We start from the raw sequence: 18,645 nt of genomic DNA, 5'->3' as shown, positions 1-18,645 counted from the left end.
CTGACCTCCCTCGACCAGTCGCACTGCTTCTTGCTTGAATTCGAGCGTGTATCGCGCTCTCGCCGTCTTCGTCATTTCCGTTCTCCTTGCGTGAATTTAAACACTCAGCAAGGGATACGTTTTTCGAGGGCAAGGTCAGAGGGCCTTGCAAATTAACGATAAGAGGTGCTACGAATCGCAATAACTGGTGTGCAACAATTTGGGTTAGTGGCGCAACCCAAAGCCACGCAATTAGGGCATTTTGTGAGAAACCGCTTATGTAACGCGTAACGATACCGGTAGCCAATAGAAGCGCTGCAATAGCGGTCCAGTTGACCAGTGTTTGGGCGACAAGTTTCCGGAAAGAAGACTGTAGTTGTGTCGTTCCTGGAAAGGTCATAGCAAAAACTATGACCGAAAGGATAAGGTAGGTTGGAGGCACTGTTCTTTCAAAGAAAAATGCCACTCCCCATAGCGATAATACCAGCATTCCAGGATCTATTATGGATTCTATGAGGCTTAGCAGATTATCCTTTCCCAACGCCCCAGCACCATTTTGGGTTACTGCGGTTAAGTCTTCACTAAGTAGTGTTTGGCTATCCATTGAAATTATTGTCCTTGATTCTGGAGCTGATTTTGATTGTATGGTGAATTCTATTTTTATAATAAAAATATTGCATACAATAATCATGCCATGTCGAAATTTTTATTTCACCCATCGTGCGTCGAAATTTTATGAGGCATAAGCATTGGAGGGGAGGTATTTAATGAGATTTTGTAAAAATTTTTGTATATATAAATATGATATATTTTTTAAATTAAATCAGAGGAGGTAAATTAATTTATAATTATGCTTAATTAATCTAGAAAAGAAAATACTTAAGATTTTTGGGGAATTATTTTTAGGGCTCAGTGCTCTTTTTTTGAGAGCATGAACTTCTTCAAGTCAGGGTGCTTACCGCAACTTTTGGGTACGAAATATGGCACCACATTTTCACTTTTACTCGGTCGACACCACTATCTCTAATATACCCGCTCTAATCGGTTGCTAGTAGGGTTTCTGCTGACGTAATTTACATGGAATGATGCTTAGGTGCTGCTTTTAGGTGACTGCGTGGGGTGCGGCGAAAGCGGTCAGAGCGTTTGCCTGGCATTTGGCGCATGGCTTTTGCCCAGCTCGTCGCGGTTAAACTTCGCGCAGTCATCTTTCCGTCACATTTCTAACGCAATCCCCCCATTAGGAGTCCGCCATGCTGTTTGGCAAGCTGTTGCCGCGTGAAGGCAATTTTTTTGAAATGTTCAACCAGCATGCGGATCGCATCGTAGAAGCTGCGCGGGCTTTTTCGCAGTTGGTGGCGAACTACAACGACCCGTACCTGCGCGAGCAGTACAACCGTGATGTGGATAACGCCGAGAGTGCGGCCGACCGCGTGACGCACGATGTCAACAAGCTGCTGCACAAGACTTTCATCACGCCCATCGACCGTGAGCAGATCCACAAGCTGATCAACACCATGGACGACGTTGCTGATCTGATCCAGGATTCGGCCGAAACCATGGCGCTCTACGACGTGCGCCACATGACAGAAGAAATTACCCGTCTGACCGATTTGAGTGTAAAGTGTTGCGAGCGTTTGAAAGATGCGGTGTATATGCTGGGCAAGATTGCCGAGCCTGCCACGGCCGAGGCGGCCCTGAAGACCTGCGAAGAAATCGACCGCCTGGAGTCGGATGCCGACCGGGTGATGCGCTCGGCCATGAGCAAGCTGTTCCGCGAAGAGCCAGATGTGCGCGAGGTCATCAAGCTGAAGGCGATCTACGAACTGTTGGAAACCATTACCGACAAATGCGAAGACGTGGCCAATGTGATCGAGGGCATCGTCCTCGAGAACTCCTGAGCCGGGGCGTTCCATGGCAACGGTGCAGGTAAGTTTGTGGGTGGTGGTGGTTCTGGTGGCGTTGGCGCTGCTGTTCGATTTCATGAACGGGTTCCACGATGCGGCGAACTCTATCGCCACGGTAGTGTCTACGGGCGTGCTCAAGCCGGGACAGGCCGTGGTATTTGCCGCGTTTTTCAATTTTGTGGCGATTTTTATCTTTCACCTGAGCGTGGCCGCCACCGTGGGCAAAGGAATTGCCGACCCGGGTGTGATCGATGTCCACGTGGTGTTTGGTGCCTTGATCGGGGCGATTTTCTGGAATTTCGTGACTTGGTACTACGGTATCCCCAGCAGTTCGTCGCATGCGCTGATTGGCGGCATTGTGGGTGCGGTGATGGGCAAGGCGGGTTCCAGTGCGCTGGTGTCTAGCGGCATCCTCAAAACCGTCGCATTTATCTTTATCTCCCCTGTGCTGGGCTTCTTGCTGGGTTCGCTGATGATGGTGGCGGTAGCCTGGATTTGGCGACGCGCCACGCCGTCCAAGGTGGACCGCTGGTTCCGTCGCCTGCAGTTGGTGTCCGCGGGGGCCTACAGTCTGGGCCACGGCGGTAACGACGCGCAAAAAACCATCAGCATCATCTGGATGCTGCTGATTGCCACGGGTTATTCGGCCTCCACCGACACCGCGCCACCGACTTGGGCGATTGTGTGTTGCTACACCGCGATTGCGGCAGGCACTATGTTTGGGGGTTGGCGGATTGTGAAGACCATGGGGCAAAAGATCACCAAGCTGAAACCAGTAGGCGGGTTTTGTGCTGAAACGGGTGGGGCTTTGACCTTGTTCCTGGCTACCGCTATGGGCGTGCCAGTGTCTACCACCCACACTATCACCGGTGCAATTGTGGGCGTAGGTTCTACCCAGCGGGCCAGTGCGGTGCGCTGGGGCGTGGCGGGCACGATTGTGTGGGCCTGGATTTTCACCATCCCCGCCAGCGCGTTTGTGGCTGCTATTGCCTACTGGCTCAGCTTGCAGATTTTTTAAATCACTGGCTCAGTTTTTGGCCTAGCTCGATCTGGTATTCGAAGTAGCGCTGGAAGCTGAAGGCCAGGCTGGCCATCAAGGTGCCGGTGCCTACCAGCAGGGCGCAGACCAGTGCACCTACGGTGATCCAGTTGGTTTGGCCGGGTAAGGCATCGGCTGCGTTATAGGGGTTGAATTTGGTGTTCCATTTTTCGGGAGCCATCAGGCCGTAGATGATGGCGGTCAGCGCGCTGGCGGCCATGCTGAAACCCAACAGTGGAATCAAAATCCAGCTCCAGTGGTCGTCCAGCCCAGCGACTTGCACCCGCTGCACACCGTACAGCCCCAAAGCGGTAGGAATCCAATAAAGCCAGCCCCACAGGTCGCCCAGGCCGCGCAGATAGAAACGGTGCAGGCCGAGCGGGCCACCTAAGAATGCCAGCCAGGCGGCCATAGTTTTGTTTTTCATAGGGCCTGATTATTCAGGCGAATTGCTGTCGGCCGCGCCCAATGTCATTTCCATCATCACTACGTCCAGCCAACGGCCAAATTTCCAGCCGCAAGCGCGCAACACGCCCACGTGGGTAAAGCCCAGGGATTGGTGTACGCCGATCGAGCCCGCATTGGCCGAATCGCCAATCACGGCGATCAGTTTGCGCACGCCTAACCGCTCGGCCTGGGCCGCCAATTCGGCCAGCAACAGCCGTCCCCAGCCTTTGCCGCCGCTGTCGGGAGCCAAATACACCGAGTCTTCGGCAGAAAACCGGTAGGCTGGGCGCGGCTTGAACCAGTTGCAGTAGGCAAAACCCACCACCCGGTCTGCCTCTGCCAGCACCAGGTAGGGCAGGCCTTTGGCCAACACGTCGGCGCGGCGGGTGGCCATGTCATCGGCGCTGGGCGGGGTGGTCTCGAAAGTGCCGGTGCCGTGCAGTACGTGGTGGGTGTAAATGGCGGTAATGGCGGCGATATCTTCGTCGCGTGCAGGACGGATGGTGGGCATGGGTAAAGAAGAGTTGGGTCGCGGTATAATAGAAGGCTTTTCAGCGTGTCACTGGCTAGGTGGTCAGTTGCGTGTCTCAACGCTGGGATTAAACGCCATGTAAGCGCCAGGCGCACGCTTGGTACTTGTGGCAATCGGTTGGAATCATTTCCAGCTACCCCGAAGGATAAATCATGGTCGTTATTCGACTCGCCCGTGGCGGTGCAAAAGCACGCCCGTTTTTCAATATCGTTGTGGCCGATAAACGCAACCGCCGTGACGGTCGTTTCATTGAGCGCGTCGGTTTTTACAACCCTAGCGCTACTGCCAATGAAGAAAGCATCCGTATCGTGCAAGACCGTCTGACCTACTGGCGTAGCGTTGGTGCCCAGGCTTCCCCTACGGTGGAACGTCTGATCGCCCAAGCAGCCAAAGCAGCCGCTCCTACTGCCTAAATGAAAATAGCGGACGACAGTACACACCGTATTTTTGTCCGCTTCGCACACCATGATGCCCTTACTCGATACCGCAGATTTACCGGCGGATGCCATTGAAGTAGGGCGTATTGGTGATGCGTGGGGAGTCAAAGGCTGGTTCAAGGTCGTCTCCCACAGCGCCGCACCCGAGGCGCTTTTTTCTTCCAAACGCTGGTATTTGCAGCCCACCGAGCGGGGTGCTAAACCCTTCGACGGAACCCGGCTGCTGCGCGTGCTGGAAGCCAAAGAACATTCTGGCGGTGTCGTGGCCCAATCCCATGAGGTGGTGGGGCGTGATGCTGCCGAGGCGCTGCGTGGTTCACGTATTTTCGTGGCCCGCACCAGTTTCCCTAGCGTCTCCACCGATGAATATTACTGGGTCGATTTGATCGGTCTGGACGTGGTCAACCGCGAAGGCGTTGCGCTTGGGCAGGTTAAAGAACTGCTGTCTACCGGCGCGCAAACCGTACTGGTCATCGCCTACCAAGAAGTGGACGAGGCCGGTGCCGTGCAAGCCCTGGAGCGCATGGTGCCGTTTGTCGCCGTGTACGTCGACAAAGTCGATTTGCCTGCGCGCCTGATCACCGTAGACTGGCAACCAGACTACTGAACCGCTAGGCGCTGCGCATGCGGTTCGACATCATCAGCCTTTTCCCCGAGTTATTTGCGCCGTTTTTGACCAGCGGCGTGACACGCCGTGCTTTCGAATCGGGCCTGGTCGAGCTGCACCTGTGGAACCCCCGTGATTTTGCTGATGGCAACTACCGCAGGGTAGACGACCGGCCTTTTGGCGGCGGCCCCGGCATGGTCATGCTGGCCGAACCACTGGCACGCTGTTTGGCGGCCATCCAGGCTGCCCGTACGGATGCCGCACCCGTCGTCTTATTTTCCCCTTTGGGTCCTGCACTCACGCACGCCACGGTCGAAGTGTGGTCGGCCAGTGCAGGCGCAGTGCTGGTGTGTGGACGCTACGAAGGTATCGACCAGCGCTTTATCGACCGTTTTGTGACCCACCAGATCAGCCTGGGCGACTTTGTGCTGTCGGGTGGCGAAATTGCAGCTTTGGCTTTGCTGGATGCCGTGGCGCGTTTGCAGCCCGGCGTGTTAAACGACGCAGGCAGCCACCAGTTTGACAGCTTCAACCCCGCACTCGACGGCCTGCTGGACTGCCCGCACTACACCCGTCCCGAAACCTGGGAGGGCCACGCCGTGCCTGCGGCCCTGTTGTCGGGCCACCACGTGCAGATCGAGCGTTGGCGGCGTGACCAGCGGCTGCAGCTCACCGCAGAACGCCGCCCCGATTTGCTGCAGGCTGCCCGCACTGCAGGACGCCTGGGCCGAGACGACGAGCGCTTTCTGAAGAGCCTGCCGCCCGCCTGAACAAGCTGTATAGCGTCAAATGCTATACTTGAAGGCTTTTCGATCCTATACCCGGCCGCTTTCCATTTTGGTAAAGCACTAGCTAATTTTGGCGCGGGCATGATCACTAGAGGAAAACCATGAACTTAATCGAAATTCTTGAGCAAGAAGAAATTGCCCGCTTGGCCAAAGTGATCCCTTCGTTCGCCCCTGGCGACACGGTGATCGTCAGCGTCAACGTGGTTGAAGGCGCGCGCAAGCGTGTGCAGGCCTATGAAGGTGTCGTGATTGCCAAGCGCAACCGTGGCCTCAACAGCGGCTTCACCGTGCGTAAGATATCCAGCGGCGAAGGCGTGGAGCGTACGTTCCAAACCTACAGCCCGTTGATCGCTGGCATCGAAGTCAAGCGCCGCGGTGACGTGCGCCGCGCCAAGCTGTACTACCTGCGTGACCGCAGCGGCAAGTCGGCGCGTATCAAGGAAAAGTTGCCTAACCGCGTCAAGGTCGCAGCTGCCAAGGCAGCCGCTGCTGCAGCGTAATCTGCACTGTTCCTTGAAAAAGCCGCCACATGCGTCAAGCTGTGGCGGCTTTTTTGTGGGTCTTTGAAATCATAAGATGTCCCAATTACCCCTCACCCCTTTATCGAAGCTGCCTAATTTCGACCCACGCCAAGTGCCGGTGCTGGGCCATGACGCGCACCTGCCTGCGGTAGCCGCGGCGCAGCTGTTGCCCGAAGCCCTGCGCCAGCGCTTCCAGAGCCCACCGGTGTGGCAGCCCGAGGTCCGGTCCGAGCCGCGCTTTACCGACCGCACGCCCCGCCAGGCCGCGGTGCTGATCCCCATCGTGCTGCACAGCCTGGCGCAAGGTGGCCCCACTATTTTGCTGACCCAGCGCACCGCCCATATGTCGTCCCACGCCGGCCAGATCGCCTTTCCCGGCGGCAAGGTGGATGCCGCCGACGCAGATGCCAGCGCCGCCGCGCTGCGTGAGGCCTGGGAAGAGGTGGGACTGCCAAGTGACTACGTTCAGGTGATCGGCCAGTTGCCCGCTTACGTGACCGGTACCGCCTTCATCATCACGCCCGTGGTGGCGCTGGTGCAGCCGGGTTTCACGCTGGTACACCAGCCCGAAGAAGTGGCCGATGCCTTCGAGGTGCCACTGGCTTTCCTGATGGACCCGGCGCACCACCGCCGCCATGCGTTTGAATGGGACGGGGTGCAACGCGAGTGGTTTTCCATGCCCTACACCGATGCGCAGGGCGAGCGTTTCATCTGGGGTGCCACCGCGGGCATGCTGCGAAATTTCTACCGATTTTTGTCCGCCTGAAGGCGCGCCACAGCAGGCCGTTATCATCGTGTCATGAGCTTTTTTGCGATCATGTTTGCGCTCTTGGTAGAGCAGGTGCGCCCCGTAGCCCGAGACAACCCCATACACGGCCTGTTGCGCGCCTGGGTGCGGGCATCCAGCCGTAATTTTGATGCTGGCAAACCGCAGCACGGTTGGGTCGCGTGGGCCTTGGCCGTCGTGTTGCCCAGCCTGGCCGCGCTGGGCCTGCACTGGTTGCTGGTATGGGCCATAGGCTGGCCGGTGGCGGTGCTGTGGAACGTGGCGGTGCTCTACATCACCCTGGGTTTTCGGCAGTTCAGCCACCATTTCACCGAGATCCGCGATGCGCTGGAAAGTGGCGACGAACCCCTGGCGCGTGAGCGCCTGGCACAGTGGCAGCAGGTGGATGCCAGCGAACTGCCGCGCAGCGAAATCGTGCGCCATGTGATCGAGTATTCAGTGGTTGCCGCGCACCGCCATGTGTTTGGTGTGCTGGCCTGGTACTCGGTGTTGGCCGCGCTGGGTCTGGGACCTGCGGGCGCGGTGTTCTACCGGCTGAGCGAGTTTGTGTCGCGCTACTGGATGCACAAGGCCCGCGACCGGCGCCAGCCCGCCAGTGCCTCGCTGCAAAAAGCCGCAGCCAGTGCCTGGACGGCCATCGACTGGCTGCCCGCCCGTGCCACGGCGCTGGGTTTTGCCGTGGTGGGTAGTTTTGAAGATGCTATCGACAGCTGGCGCAACTATGCCCAGCGCTTTCCCAACGACAACGACGGCGTGGTGCTGGCCGCCACCTCGGGCGCGCTGAACGTGCGCTTGGGCGGTGAGGCTTTAAAGACCATGGACGCCATCGGCTACAGCCAGGCAACCCCTTTGGAGCTGGGTGTGGACACCGAGTCCACTCCGGGCCGGGATCCCGAACTGGCGCATCTGCGCAGCGTGGTGGGCCTGGTGTGGCGGGCTGTCGTCTTGTGGATGGGCATGCTGGCCCTGTTGACCCTGGCCAATCTGTTGGGCTGATTTTTAAAGAAAATAGGGCTCTAGCGTAGGTGGTGCCTATGCTAGTAGCTATGAAAGTAGTAGCATTTTGACTTCTTCCCCTTTTTGGAGCCCGGTGGTCGCTGGCCTCGTGCCCTACGTCCCCGGCGAGCAGCCCAAGCTTGTCAAGCTGACCAAGCTCAACACCAACGAAAACCCGTATCCACCGTCTCCCCAGGTGGTGGCCGCCATCCAGACCGCAGCCGAGCAGGGCTTGCAGCTCTACCCCGACCCGGAATCCGTCGCCCTGCGCACCGAGATTGCCCGGCAGTACGGCCTGCAAATGGACCAGGTGTTTATAGGTAATAGCTCGGACGAGGTGCTGGCACATGCCTTCTTCGCCCTGTTCCAGCAGGGCGCGCCGCTGGTAATGCCAGACGTAACCTATAGCTTTTACCAGGTGTATTGCGGGCTGTACGGCATCCCCATGCACATCGTTCCCCTGGCCGAGGGCTTGCGGGTGGATGTGGAAATGCTGACGGCCCCGGAACTGGCGGGCGTGGTCATCGCCAACCCGAACGCACCCACCGGCATCGGCCTGCCGCTGGCACAGATCGAACGCCTGCTGCAAATACACCCGCAGCACGCGGTGCTGGTGGACGAGGCCTATGTCGATTTTGGCGGCGAATCTGCCGTGGGTTTGATTGCCCGCTACCCGAATCTGCTGGTTACGCAAACTCTGTCCAAATCACGCTCATTGGCCGGTTTGCGCGTGGGTCTGGCCTGTGGCCAGCGGCCGTTGATCGAGGCGCTGGAGCGGGTGAAGAATAGCTTCAATTCCTACCCGCTGGGCCGTCTGGCGCAAGCCGGTGCCTTGGCGGCATTTGAAGACCAGGCCTACTTTGCCCAGACCTGCGCCGCCGTGGTCCACAGCCGCGAAGGCCTGGTGCTGCAACTGGAGGACATGGGTTTCGAGGTGCTGCCGTCACAGGCCAACTTTGTGTTTGCCCGGCAGCCACAATTTGATGCGGCAGAGCTGGCGGCGCAACTGCGGGCACGGGCGGTGCTGGTGCGGCATTTCAAGCAGGCCCGCATCGCCCAGTACCTGCGCATCAGCGTGGGCACGCCGGCGCAGTGCGACACGCTGCTGGAAGCGCTGGCGGCCATCCTCGGTTAGAACTTCGGCGCGTCCAGTTCCGCAAACAGGTCTTTATAGATTTTGTAGCGCCTATCGCTGATGGAGCCTGCGCTGGAATCGGTTTTGACCGCTGCAATTACCCCGCAGCCCGGCTCGTGCAGGTGGGTGCAGTTGTAGAACTTGCAGCGCTCCACAAAAGGTTTGATGTCCGGCATCAGACCCGACAAATGCCGGGCATCGATGTGGTGCAGGCCAAACTCCTGGAAGCCGGGCGAGTCGATCAGCGCGGTGTTGGCCGCCTTGTCCACCCAGTACCAAGTGGTGCTGGTGGTGGTGTGCTTGCCGGTGTTCAGCGCCTGCGAGATTTCACGCGTGGCGGCCAGTGCGCCGGGCACCAGGTGGTTGGTCAGCGTGCTCTTGCCTGCGCCCGACGGGCCCAGTACCAGCGTGGTCTTGCCCGCCAGTTCGGCCTTCAATGCATCCAGGCTGTCGCTGGAGCCCTTGAGCGACAGCGGCAGCATGCGGTAGCCCATGTCGCGGTAGGCGGCCAGCCAGCCCCAGGCGCGCTCGAAGGGCACGGTCAAATCCTGTTTGTTCAGCACGATCAGCGGGCTGATGCGCTCGGCCTCGGCGGCAATCAGGGCGCGCGACAACTGGGTTTCCGAGAACTCGGGCTCAGCGGCGATCAGGATCAGTACCTGGTCCAGGTTGGCGGCAAACGACTTGGTGCGAATCTCGTCCTGGCGGTAGAACAGGTTGCGGCGCGGCTGCAGTTTTTCGATCGTGCCGTCTTCTCCCTGGCCTTCGGCACCGGGCAGCCATTGCACTGTGTCGCCCACCACCGCCGTGCTTTTTTTGCCCCGCGGGTGGCAGATCAGGCGGGTGCCGTCGGGGCGTTCCACCATGCAGTGGCGGCCATAGGTGGCGACCACCAAACCAGGGAGGAGGGCGGGGCGGCCGCTCAAACCGGGGCTTTCGTCACCAGCAAGCCATTCAGAAGCGCCGCGCAGTCGAAGTCGCTGACCGACAAGCCGCCCGCGTCGTGCGTGTTGAAGCGCACCACGCAGCGGTTGTAGCTGACCTGCAAGTCCGGGTGGTGGTCTTGCGTGTGGGCCACAAACGCCACGGCGTTCACAAAGGCGATGGTTTCGAAGTAGTTGGCAAAGCGGAAGGTTTTGGTGATGGCCACCGCGGCCCCATCGCCGTCCAGCTGCCAGCCGTCCACGTGGGCCAGTTTTGCTACGATTTGTGTAGCTGTCAGTGCAGAGCGTTTCTGCGTGGACCAGTCTTTTTTCATGAAATCAGATGTCATGCCATTACTCCTTGTGCCGCACCGTGGGCCATGCGCGCCAGCCGCTCGGTGGCGGGTGGGTGCGAATAGTAGAACTTCACGAACACCGGGTCGGGCGTGAGGGTGGAGGCGTTGTCTTCGTACATCTTCAGCAAGGCGGACGACAGATCCTGGCCGCTGGTCTGCTGCACTGCGTAGGCGTCGGCCTGGAACTCGTGCTTGCGCGACACCTGGGCCGATAGCGGGGCGATGAAGAAGGTCACCACCGGTGTCACCAGCATGAACAGCAGGAGCGCCAGCGCGTCGTTGGGCGCGCCCGACATATTGGGAATCACGCTCAGGCCGGTATAGAACCACACCTGGGTCGACAGCCAGCCCAGCAGCGCAAAGCCCAGCAGGCTGAAGGCAAACATCGTCACGATGCGCTGCAGAATGTGCTTGTGCTTGAAGTGGCCGAGTTCATGGGCCAGCACCGCATCCACTTCGGCGGGGGCCAGTTTGCTCAGCAAGGTGTCGTAAAACACTACGCGCTTGGCGGCACCGAAGCCGGTGAAGTAGGCATTGGCGTGCGCGCTGCGCTTGCTGCCGTCCATCACAAACAGGCCCTTGGCCGCGAAGCCGCAGCGCAGCATCAGGGCGGTGACGCGGGCCTTCAAGGCAACGTCTTCCAGTGGTTTGAATTTATTGAACAGCGGGGCGATGAAGGTGGGGTAGACCATCAGCAGCAGCAGGTTAATGCCCATCCAGGCGCTCCAGGCCCACAGCCACCAACGTGGCCCGGCGGTGCCCATCAGCCACAGGATCAACGCGGCAATCGGCAGGCCGATCACGGCACCTACCAGGCTGGACTTGAGCAAGTCGCCCAGCCACAGTTTGAAGGTGGTCTTGTTGAAGCCAAAGCGCTCTTCGATCACAAAGGTTTGGTACAGCGATAAGGGCATGTCGATGAGTCCGCTGATCAGCACAAAGCCGACCAGCACTGCCAGCTGCTGCTGCATGCCACCGCCCAGCCAGGCCAGCAGGCTTTGGTTCAGCAGATTCAGTCCGCCCAGCAGCGTCCAGCCCATCAACACCGCCGTGCCCAGCGACAGCTCCAGCAGACCGAAACGGGCCTTGGTGATGGTGTAGTCGGCGGCTTTTTGGTGGGCTTCCAGGGTGATGCTGCTGGCGAAGGCGGCGGGCACTGTGTGGCGGTGCTGGGCCACGTGGCGGATCTGGCGCGAGGCCAGCCACATCTTGACGATGATGCCAATCAACAACACGGTGGCAAAGCCCAGGCTCAGGGCGAGTGAAGGTGAAAACGGAGAAAAAGGAGCGGTATCTTGCATGTCCGGGAGTTTAGGCCATCGGTGACAATGCGCCTTATGGCTGAAATCAACACCCCATCCCCTGTATTACTGGCCAAATCGGACCAAAACCTGATCTGGCTGGACTGTGAAATGACCGGGCTGGACCCGGAAGTCGAACGCCTCATCGAAATCGCCGTGGTCGTCACCGGCCCTAGCTTGGAGCCGCGCATCGAAGGTCCGGTGCTGGTCATCCACCAGTCCGATGCGCTGCTGGACAAAATGGATGCCTGGAACAAGGGCACGCATGGCCGCAGCGGCCTGATCGACAAGGTCAAGGCCGCCACGCTCACAGAGCCCGAGGCCGAGGCGCAGATCATCGCCTTTCTGGCGCAGTACATCCCCAAAGGCACTTCGCCGATGTGCGGCAACAGCATCGGCCAGGACCGGCGTTTTCTGGCCAAGTACATGCCCAAGCTGGAGGCTTTTTGCCATTACCGCAACCTGGACGTGAGCACGCTGAAAGAGCTGGCCAAGCGCTGGCGGCCCGAGGTGGCGGCTTCGTTTAAAAAGCAGCAAGCCCACACCGCGCTGGCCGATGTGCATGAATCGATTGAGGAACTTGTGCACTACCGCACACACTTTTTGAAGATGACTGCCGATTAAATTAGGTGGAAACCCGAATCCGGGCTATAATTCGAGGCTGCACTGGAAACGATAGAAGCAATCCAGGGCACTTTGCACATCTCCCTTCACACATCTGGCGCACAAAGTTGCGCCAACTGGTACCAGGTTTCAATACCGTCTCAAGTACCGGCCCCGTTTGATGGTTGATGTTTTTTAACCATTAATGGGGCGCACTGCAGCCTTTGCGGTGTCTCCGTGTGAGTAATTAAATGAACGACTCTTTTGACGTCGCGGGTGATTTTTCGCCTGCCGCTAACTTTTCTTCCGCCAACGACACCTTCGTGACCGAGACTTTGCTGTCCGTCGAAGGCGCTGACGTGGCTGTTGCCGCTGAAGCGGACGCCGCTCCCGCACTGCCTAACGGCTTTGTGACTCTGGGCCTGGCCCCTGAGTTGGTGCAAGCCGTGGCCGACCTGGGCTACACCCAGCCTACCGCTGTGCAAATGCAAACCATCCCCATGGCTATGCAAGGCGAGTCCGCTCGTTTTGTCGACCTGATGGTGTCCAGCCAAACCGGTAGCGGCAAAACCGCTGCTTTCCTACTGCCCGTGCTGCACACTCTGCTGCGCCAGCAAGCCGAAGCCGAAGCCGCTGAAAAAGCCGAATACGAAGCCGCTGTGGCCGAAGCTGCTGCCAACGGCGAAGCTGCTCCCAAGCGCGCCAAGCGCAAAGACCCCACCAATGCACGCAACTTCAAGGCCGCAACCCCCGGTGCCCTGATCCTGTGCCCCACCCGCGAACTGGCCCAGCAAGTGGCCCATGACGCGATTGGCCTGGTGGCCCATTGCCGTGGCCTGCGCGTGGCCAACGTGGTCGGCGGCATGCCTTACCAGTTGCAAATCGCCAAGCTGCAAAATGCTAACTTGGTGGTGGCTACTCCTGGCCGTCTGTTGGATTTACAGCGTTCGCAGCAAATTAAGCTCGACCAGGTGCAGTTCCTGGTGGTGGACGAAGCCGACCGTATGCTCGATCTGGGCTTCTCGGACGACCTCGCCGATGTCAACCAAATGACCATTGGCCGCAAGCAAACCATGATGTTCAGCGCCACCTTCGCGCCGCGCATCCAGCAACTGGCCCAGCGCGTGATGCGCGAACCCCAGCGCGTCACCATCGACAGCCCACAAGAAAAACACCAGAACATCAAGCAAATCTTGTTCTGGGCCGATAACGCCCAGCACAAGCGCAAGCTGCTTGACCACTGGCTGCGTGACACCTCGATTGCCCAGGCGATCGTGTTTGCCAGCACCCAGATCGAGTGCGACGGCCTGGCCGCCGACCTGCAACAAGAGGGCTTCAGCGCCGTCGCATTGCACGGTGCCCTGAGCCAGGGTCTGCGCAACCGCCGCCTGATGGCTCTGCGCCAAGGCCAAGTGCAAATCCTGGTGGCAACCGATGTGGCTGCCCGTGGTATTGACGTGCCCAGCATCAGCCACGTGTTCAACTTTGGCTTGCCAATGAAGGCCGAAGACTACACCCACCGTATTGGCCGTACCGGCCGTGCGGGTCGCGACGGTATCGCCGTGACCTTCGCTGAAATGCGCGACCGCCGCAAGATTTTCGACATCGAAAGCTACAGCCACCAACAGTTCAAGGCGGAAGTGATTCCTGGTATGGAGCCACAACAGCGCCAGCCCGATTCGCGTCCTCCACGTGCCGGTGGCGGTGGTTTTGGTGGTGGCAGCCGTGATGGAGCTCCCCGTGGTCGCAGCTTTGGTCCTTCGCCCCGTGGCAATGACCGCGGCGGCTTCGGTGGCGGCGGCAATGGTGGTGGCTTCGGCGGCGATCGTGGTGGTCAGCGCGATGGTGGCAGCTACGGCGGTGCCAGCGGTTTCAACGACCGCAACAGCCGTCCTCCAGCCCGCACCGGTGGCTTCCAGGGCAACGGCGGTGGCTTTGGTGGCGACCGTGGTGCTCCTCGTGGCGATTTTGCCCCCCGTGGCGACCGTGCTGACTTCGCTCCCCGTAGTGATTTCGCGCCCCGTCCCGACTTTGCTCCCCGTGGTGAGCGCACCGACTTCGCCCCCCGTGGCGACCGTGCCGAGCGTGGTGACTTCAATGCACCCCGTCCCGCCTTCTCCAAGCCTGCTTTCAGCAAGCCCGGTGTCGGTGCTGGCAACGGCGGCAAAGTGTTTGTGCCCCGCGACACCAAGAAGCGTCTGGCTCCCAAGCCCGCACGTTAATTCCTAAGGTTTTGACCTTCTAAAAAACCAGGCCCCTGCGGCCTGGTTTTTTTTCGCCCAAAGCTGAAGGGCCTTCTATTTGCGCTGCGGCGAGCCGCCACAATACCCGTCTGGAGGTTATCAACGTGTCCCAACTGTCATCCCCGGCCGACTACACCCAATTGTTCGCGCTGGCCCCTGTGTCCCTGTGGCTGGAGGATTTCAGCGCGCTCAAACGCCTGTTTGACGGCTGGCGTGCCGAGGGCATTACTGATTTGCGCACCCATGTGGCGGTGTATCCCGAATGCCTGGCCGAATGCGCGGCGTCCTTGCAAGTTCTGGAGGTCAACCAGCGCACGTTGGAGCTGTTTGGTGCCAGCAGCCAAGAGCACTTGTTGGCCAATTTGCAGCAGGTGTTTCGCGGCGACATGTTGGACCACCTGGCGCATCAGATGATTCCTATGTGGGACGGGCAGATGGGTTTTGCCGTGCAGACCGTGAACTACACGCTGGACGGTCGCCGGCTGGATGTCAAAGTACAGGCCCGCGTACTGCAAGGCCACGAGGAACTTTGGGACCGCGTGATGGTGTCCCTGCAAGACATCACCCAAGAGCTGCAAACCTCGAACCTGCTGGCTGCCAGTGAACAGCATGCGCGCAACCTGTTCGACTACTCCCCGGTGTCCCTGTGGGTAGAGGACTTCAGCGCGGTGAAGCGGCTGATTGAAGACGTACGCATGCGCGGCATCGAAGACTTTCGCACCTTCATCAATGTGCACCCTGAATTTGTGACCCGCTGCATGCAGGAAATCCGCGTCATCGACGTGAACCAGCAAACCCTCACCATGTTTGGAGCCCAAAACAAAGCCGAGCTGCTGGTCCGACTGGGCGATGTGTTCCAGGGCGAAATGCGCGATTCATTTGCCGAGCAGCTCTGCGAGCTGTGGCAAGGCAAAACCACCTTGATGCGCGAAGTGGTCAACTACCGGCTCAGCGGCGACCTGGTCAACATCCACATGCAGTTTGCCGTGCTGCCCGGGCACTTGGCCGATTGGGACCTGGTGCTGGTCTCGCTGGTGGACATCACCGCGCGCAAAAAGGCCGAGGCCTACCTCGAATACCTGGGCAAGCACGACTCGCTGACGCAGCTGCGCAACCGCGCCTTCTACATGGACGAGCTCAACCGCCTGTCGCGCAAGGGCCCATGGCCGCTGAGCGTGCTGGTGATGGACCTGAACGGCCTGAAGCAAATCAACGACGAGCACGGCCATGTGGCGGGCGATGCGCTGCTTCGGCGGGCGGGCGAGGTGTTCAGCAAGGTGGCGAGTCCGCAGGCTTGTGCGGCGCGTACCGGTGGCGATGAATTTGCCATGCTGCTGCCCGGCTCGGACGAGCGCGGGGCGCAGGCCACCATCGACCGCCTGCATTCGATCCTGGAACTCAACAACCAGTTTTATTCCGGCCACAAGCTCAGTATCGCCATCGGTATGGCCACCTGTACGTCCAGCGACCAGTTGGAGGCCACACTGATCCGGGCCGACCGTGCCATGTACGTCGAAAAAACCCGCTACTACCAAGAGCAGAACATCGAGCGGCGCGGGCACATCGGTTAGACGGCAATGGGCTATACCCTGGTTGATGCCGTACAGGCGTTTGCGCCGACCCTGCCCCTGACCGTGGCGTTCAGTGGTGGAGCCGATTCCACCGCCTTGCTGCTGGCCTGTGCCGAGCGCTGGCCGGGCCAGGTGCAGGCTGTGCACATCCACCACGGGCTGCAGGCCGCCGCCGATGATTTTGTGCGCCACTGCGAAGCTTTTTGTACCGGGCTGCAGGTGCCGCTGCAGGTGGTACGTGTCCAGGCCCAGCCTGCGCCCGGCGAAAGCCCGGAGGATGCAGCCCGCAAGGCACGTCACAAGGCTTTTGGGGCGATAGCGCAGGTGGAATCTACACAGTTTGCTATCAAAACTATAGTGTTGGCCCAACATGCCGATGACCAGGTGGAGACCCTGCTGCTGGCCCTGAGCCGGGGCGCAGGCCTGCCGGGGCTGGCCTGCATGCCCGCCAGCTGGGCGCGCGACGGCATCCAGTACCACCGCCCGCTGCTGGGTGTGCGGGCCGACCACATCCGCGACTGGCTGGCGCAGCGCGGCGTGGCGTACGTGACGGACCCGACCAACGCAGACCAGCGCTTCACCCGCAACCGCATCCGCGCCCAGTTGCTGCCGGTGCTGGAGGCCGCGTTTCCGCAGTTCCGCGAAACCTTTGCCCGCAGTGCGGCCCACGCAGCGCAGGCGCAAACTGTGCTGGCGGAAGTGGCGGTGCAAGATTTGGCCACCGTGGGTAATCCGCCTGCCATTGCCACCCTGCAAAGCCTGTCATTTGCCCGCCAAGCCAACGTGTTGCGCCACTGGCTCACGGGCAGCCACCACACCACGCCCAGCACCGCGCAATTGCACGAGTTGCAGCACCAAATCGCCGCCTGTACCACCCGCGGGCAAAAAATCCACATTAAAGTGGGCGCAGGCTTTGCCGTGCGCCGGGGCTTGTTACTGGATTGGTACAATCCGAAGGCTTTGCCTATCGCATCCGCGACCGCTGCAAAGCCCGGGTAATTCGTGCCGTCAGGCATTCAACTTCTAGCGTCTTCTACATTCCATGGCATTGATCGTTCACAAATACGGCGGCACGTCGATGGGCTCCACCGAGCGCATCCGCCTTGTCGCCAAGCGCGTCGCCAAATGGGCGCGCGCGGGCCACCAGATGGTGGTGGTCCCCAGCGCCATGAGCGGCGAAACCAACCGCCTGCTGGGCCTGGCCAAAGAGCTGGCACCCGCCAAAATCACCGATGCCTACCAGCGCGAACTCGACATGCTAGCCTCTACCGGCGAGCAGGTCTCGGTGGCCTTGCTGGCCATTGCGCTGCAAGGCGAGGGCATGGAGTCGGTCAGCTATGCCGGTTGGCAAGTGCCGATTCTGACCAACAGCGCCCATACCAAGGCGCGTATCGAATCCATCGACGACCAGAAGGTACGTGTCGATCTGGTGGCCGGCAAGGTCGTCATCGTCACCGGCTTCCAGGGCGTGGACGAAGCGGGCAACATCACCACGCTGGGTCGTGGTGGCAGCGACACCTCGGCCGTGGCCGTTGCCGCCGCCATGAAAGCCGCTGAATGCCTGATCTACACCGACGTGGACGGCATCTACACCACCGACCCCCGCGTCGTGCCCGAGGCGCGCCGCCTGCAGACCGTAGGCTTTGAAGAAATGCTGGAGATGGCCTCCATGGGCTCCAAAGTGCTGCAGATTCGCTCGGTCGAATTTGCAGGCAAATACAAAGTGCCGCTGCGGGTGCTGTCCAGCTTCACCCCGTGGGACATCGACATCGCCATTGAAGCCAAATCTGGCACCCTGATTACTTTTGAAGAAGACGAAAATATGGAACAAGCCATTGTCTCGGGCATCGCGTTCAACCGCGACGAAGCCAAAGTCTCCGTGCTGGGCGTGCCCGACACCCCTGGTATTGCTTACCAAATTCTGGGTGCCGTGGCCGATGCCAACATCGAAGTCGATGTGATCATCCAAAACGTTAGCAAAGACGGCAAAACCGACTTCAGCTTCACCGTGCACCGCAACGACTTCGCCAAGACGGTCGATCTGCTGAAAGAAAAAGTGCTGCCCAAGCTGGGTGCCACCGAAATCATTGGCGATGCCAAGATTTGCAAGGTCAGCATCGTCGGAATTGGCATGCGTAGCCATGTGGGCGTGGCCTGCAAAATGTTCCGCTGCCTGAGCGAAGAAGGCATTAACATCCAGATGATTTCCACCAGCGAAATCAAGACCTCGGTGGTGATCGACGAGAAGTACATGGAGCTGGCCGTGCGTGCCCTGCACAAAGCTTTTGAACTCGACCAGCCCGTGGCGTAAAAAACCACCGAAAGTCGTGCGATAATCTTAGTCTTGGAGACGTGACCGAGTGGCCGAAGGTGCTCCCCTGCTAAGGGAGTATGGGACTTAAAATTCCATCGAGGGTTCGAATCCCTCCGTCTCCTCCAAAAACACGAAAGCGCTGCAACTGCAAAGTTGCAGGGC

At 59.7% G+C, this 18,645-nt stretch carries 19 protein-coding genes, 1 tRNA gene and 1 pseudogene; 15 read left to right on the top strand and 6 right to left on the bottom strand.

The features are described 5' to 3' along the window. Positions 1-670: pseudogene (locus tag Q0T48_RS05570) on the bottom strand (hypothetical protein); the annotation flags it as partial. Positions 671-1,229: 559 nt separating this feature from the next. Between Q0T48_RS05570 and Q0T48_RS05565 the strand changes: the two are divergent. Next, a complete protein-coding gene (locus tag Q0T48_RS05565) occupies positions 1,230-1,877 on the top strand; it encodes a DUF47 domain-containing protein (protein WP_295953565.1) in 648 nt (215 codons plus the stop codon). Between the two features lie 13 nt (positions 1,878-1,890). Next, positions 1,891-2,901 (top strand): inorganic phosphate transporter, encoded by a 1,011-nt coding sequence (locus Q0T48_RS05560; RefSeq protein WP_295953562.1) that lies wholly within the window; start codon positions 1,891-1,893, stop codon positions 2,899-2,901. A gap of 1 nt (position 2,902) precedes the next feature. On the opposite strand, the gene Q0T48_RS05555 is transcribed toward Q0T48_RS05560, so the two are convergent. Then, on the bottom strand, positions 2,903-3,349 hold the full coding sequence (locus Q0T48_RS05555; RefSeq protein WP_295953561.1) for a hypothetical protein: 447 nt from the start codon (positions 3,347-3,349) through the stop codon (positions 2,903-2,905). Positions 3,350-3,358: 9 nt separating this feature from the next. Next, positions 3,359-3,880, bottom strand: coding sequence for a GNAT family N-acetyltransferase (locus Q0T48_RS05550; RefSeq protein WP_295953556.1), 522 nt, complete (start codon positions 3,878-3,880; stop codon positions 3,359-3,361). A gap of 173 nt (positions 3,881-4,053) precedes the next feature. Here Q0T48_RS05550 and rpsP point away from each other — a divergent pair, with 173 nt between their 5' ends. The 7 genes from rpsP (at position 4,054) to hisC (ending at position 9,172) form a co-directional block, all read left to right on the top strand. Further along, a complete protein-coding gene (gene rpsP, locus Q0T48_RS05545; protein ID WP_295953552.1) occupies positions 4,054-4,314 on the top strand; it encodes a 30S ribosomal protein S16 in 261 nt (86 codons plus the stop codon). A 52-nt stretch (positions 4,315-4,366) separates the two neighbouring features. Then, complete coding sequence (gene rimM, locus Q0T48_RS05540) at positions 4,367-4,945, top strand: ribosome maturation factor RimM (RefSeq protein ID WP_295953549.1); 579 nt, start codon at positions 4,367-4,369, stop codon at positions 4,943-4,945. Positions 4,946-4,962: 17 nt separating this feature from the next. Beyond that, the gene (trmD, locus tag Q0T48_RS05535; protein ID WP_295953546.1) at positions 4,963-5,715 is read left to right on the top strand and encodes a tRNA (guanosine(37)-N1)-methyltransferase TrmD; all 753 of its coding nucleotides are present in this window, start codon (positions 4,963-4,965) and stop codon (positions 5,713-5,715) included. Positions 5,716-5,834: 119 nt separating this feature from the next. Further along, complete coding sequence (gene rplS, locus Q0T48_RS05530; RefSeq protein ID WP_295953545.1) at positions 5,835-6,233, top strand: 50S ribosomal protein L19; 399 nt, start codon at positions 5,835-5,837, stop codon at positions 6,231-6,233. Positions 6,234-6,309: 76 nt separating this feature from the next. Beyond that, the gene (locus Q0T48_RS05525; protein ID WP_295953543.1) at positions 6,310-7,020 is read left to right on the top strand and encodes a CoA pyrophosphatase; all 711 of its coding nucleotides are present in this window, start codon (positions 6,310-6,312) and stop codon (positions 7,018-7,020) included. A gap of 33 nt (positions 7,021-7,053) precedes the next feature. Beyond that, positions 7,054-8,037: a CobD/CbiB family protein gene (locus tag Q0T48_RS05520; protein WP_295953539.1), complete on the top strand. Its 984-nt coding sequence runs from the start codon at positions 7,054-7,056 to the stop codon at positions 8,035-8,037. A gap of 109 nt (positions 8,038-8,146) precedes the next feature. Continuing rightward, positions 8,147-9,172, top strand: a complete 1,026-nt coding sequence (gene hisC / locus Q0T48_RS05515) for a histidinol-phosphate transaminase (protein ID WP_295953535.1) — start codon at positions 8,147-8,149, stop codon at positions 9,170-9,172. On the opposite strand, the gene rsgA is transcribed toward hisC, so the two are convergent. From rsgA to Q0T48_RS05500, 3 genes are read right to left on the bottom strand one after another with little or no spacing between them, the layout of a single operon-like run. Then, the gene (gene rsgA / locus Q0T48_RS05510; RefSeq protein ID WP_295953573.1) at positions 9,169-10,038 is read right to left on the bottom strand and encodes a ribosome small subunit-dependent GTPase A; all 870 of its coding nucleotides are present in this window, start codon (positions 10,036-10,038) and stop codon (positions 9,169-9,171) included. The genes hisC and rsgA overlap by 4 nt on opposite strands. A gap of 56 nt (positions 10,039-10,094) precedes the next feature. After that, on the bottom strand, positions 10,095-10,445 hold the full coding sequence (locus Q0T48_RS05505; protein WP_295953532.1) for a 4a-hydroxytetrahydrobiopterin dehydratase: 351 nt from the start codon (positions 10,443-10,445) through the stop codon (positions 10,095-10,097). Then, complete coding sequence (locus Q0T48_RS05500) at positions 10,442-11,752, bottom strand: M48 family metallopeptidase (RefSeq protein ID WP_295953528.1); 1,311 nt, start codon at positions 11,750-11,752, stop codon at positions 10,442-10,444. Before Q0T48_RS05500 ends, Q0T48_RS05505 begins: the two co-directional genes overlap by 4 nt. Before the next feature lie 36 nt (positions 11,753-11,788). Here Q0T48_RS05500 and orn point away from each other — a divergent pair, with 36 nt between their 5' ends. The 6 genes from orn to Q0T48_RS05470 all read left to right on the top strand — a co-directional run bounded on the left by orn (position 11,789) and on the right by Q0T48_RS05470 (position 18,608). Next, the gene (gene orn, locus Q0T48_RS05495; RefSeq protein ID WP_295953526.1) at positions 11,789-12,376 is read left to right on the top strand and encodes an oligoribonuclease; all 588 of its coding nucleotides are present in this window, start codon (positions 11,789-11,791) and stop codon (positions 12,374-12,376) included. A 230-nt stretch (positions 12,377-12,606) separates the two neighbouring features. Further along, a complete protein-coding gene (locus Q0T48_RS05490; RefSeq protein ID WP_295953523.1) occupies positions 12,607-14,577 on the top strand; it encodes a DEAD/DEAH box helicase in 1,971 nt (656 codons plus the stop codon). A 125-nt stretch (positions 14,578-14,702) separates the two neighbouring features. Beyond that, entirely contained in the window at positions 14,703-16,169 is a 1,467-nt protein-coding gene (locus Q0T48_RS05485; protein WP_295953521.1) for a sensor domain-containing diguanylate cyclase, read from the top strand. 6 nt (positions 16,170-16,175) lie between these two features. After that, on the top strand, positions 16,176-17,168 hold the full coding sequence (tilS, locus tag Q0T48_RS05480) for a tRNA lysidine(34) synthetase TilS (protein ID WP_295953518.1): 993 nt from the start codon (positions 16,176-16,178) through the stop codon (positions 17,166-17,168). A 43-nt stretch (positions 17,169-17,211) separates the two neighbouring features. Further along, the gene (locus Q0T48_RS05475; protein WP_295953514.1) at positions 17,212-18,480 is read left to right on the top strand and encodes an aspartate kinase; all 1,269 of its coding nucleotides are present in this window, start codon (positions 17,212-17,214) and stop codon (positions 18,478-18,480) included. A gap of 35 nt (positions 18,481-18,515) precedes the next feature. Further along, positions 18,516-18,608, top strand: a tRNA-Ser gene (locus Q0T48_RS05470). Positions 18,609-18,645: the final 37 nt, after the last annotated feature.

It is taken from the genome of Rhodoferax sp., from assembly GCF_025354435.1.
Taxonomy (GTDB): Bacteria; Pseudomonadota; Gammaproteobacteria; order Burkholderiales; family Burkholderiaceae_C; genus Rhodoferax_B.
Note: the sequence above shows the minus strand (reverse complement) of the source record. Positions and strands in the feature narration are given on the sequence as shown.

Excerpts from the sequence above, each read along its gene's own strand:
- Q0T48_RS05565 (WP_295953565.1), top strand. The coding sequence starts at position 1,230 with ATGCTGTTTGGCAAGCTGTTGCCGCGTGAAGGCAATTTTTTTGAAATG.
- Q0T48_RS05560 (WP_295953562.1), top strand. The coding sequence starts at position 1,891 with ATGGCAACGGTGCAGGTAAGTTTGTGGGTGGTGGTGGTTCTGGTGGCG.
- Q0T48_RS05555 (WP_295953561.1), bottom strand. The coding sequence starts at position 3,349 with ATGAAAAACAAAACTATGGCCGCCTGGCTGGCATTCTTAGGTGGCCCG.
- Q0T48_RS05550 (WP_295953556.1), bottom strand. The coding sequence starts at position 3,880 with ATGCCCACCATCCGTCCTGCACGCGACGAAGATATCGCCGCCATTACC.
- rpsP (WP_295953552.1), top strand. The coding sequence starts at position 4,054 with ATGGTCGTTATTCGACTCGCCCGTGGCGGTGCAAAAGCACGCCCGTTT.
- rimM (WP_295953549.1), top strand. The coding sequence starts at position 4,367 with ATGATGCCCTTACTCGATACCGCAGATTTACCGGCGGATGCCATTGAA.
- trmD (WP_295953546.1), top strand. The coding sequence starts at position 4,963 with ATGCGGTTCGACATCATCAGCCTTTTCCCCGAGTTATTTGCGCCGTTT.
- rplS (WP_295953545.1), top strand. The coding sequence starts at position 5,835 with ATGAACTTAATCGAAATTCTTGAGCAAGAAGAAATTGCCCGCTTGGCC.
- Q0T48_RS05525 (WP_295953543.1), top strand. The coding sequence starts at position 6,310 with ATGTCCCAATTACCCCTCACCCCTTTATCGAAGCTGCCTAATTTCGAC.
- Q0T48_RS05520 (WP_295953539.1), top strand. The coding sequence starts at position 7,054 with ATGAGCTTTTTTGCGATCATGTTTGCGCTCTTGGTAGAGCAGGTGCGC.
- rsgA (WP_295953573.1), bottom strand. The coding sequence starts at position 10,038 with ATGGTGGAACGCCCCGACGGCACCCGCCTGATCTGCCACCCGCGGGGC.
- Q0T48_RS05505 (WP_295953532.1), bottom strand. The coding sequence starts at position 10,445 with ATGACATCTGATTTCATGAAAAAAGACTGGTCCACGCAGAAACGCTCT.
- Q0T48_RS05500 (WP_295953528.1), bottom strand. The coding sequence starts at position 11,752 with ATGCAAGATACCGCTCCTTTTTCTCCGTTTTCACCTTCACTCGCCCTG.
- orn (WP_295953526.1), top strand. The coding sequence starts at position 11,789 with ATGGCTGAAATCAACACCCCATCCCCTGTATTACTGGCCAAATCGGAC.
- Q0T48_RS05490 (WP_295953523.1), top strand. The coding sequence starts at position 12,607 with ATGAACGACTCTTTTGACGTCGCGGGTGATTTTTCGCCTGCCGCTAAC.
- tilS (WP_295953518.1), top strand. The coding sequence starts at position 16,176 with ATGGGCTATACCCTGGTTGATGCCGTACAGGCGTTTGCGCCGACCCTG.
- Q0T48_RS05475 (WP_295953514.1), top strand. The coding sequence starts at position 17,212 with ATGGCATTGATCGTTCACAAATACGGCGGCACGTCGATGGGCTCCACC.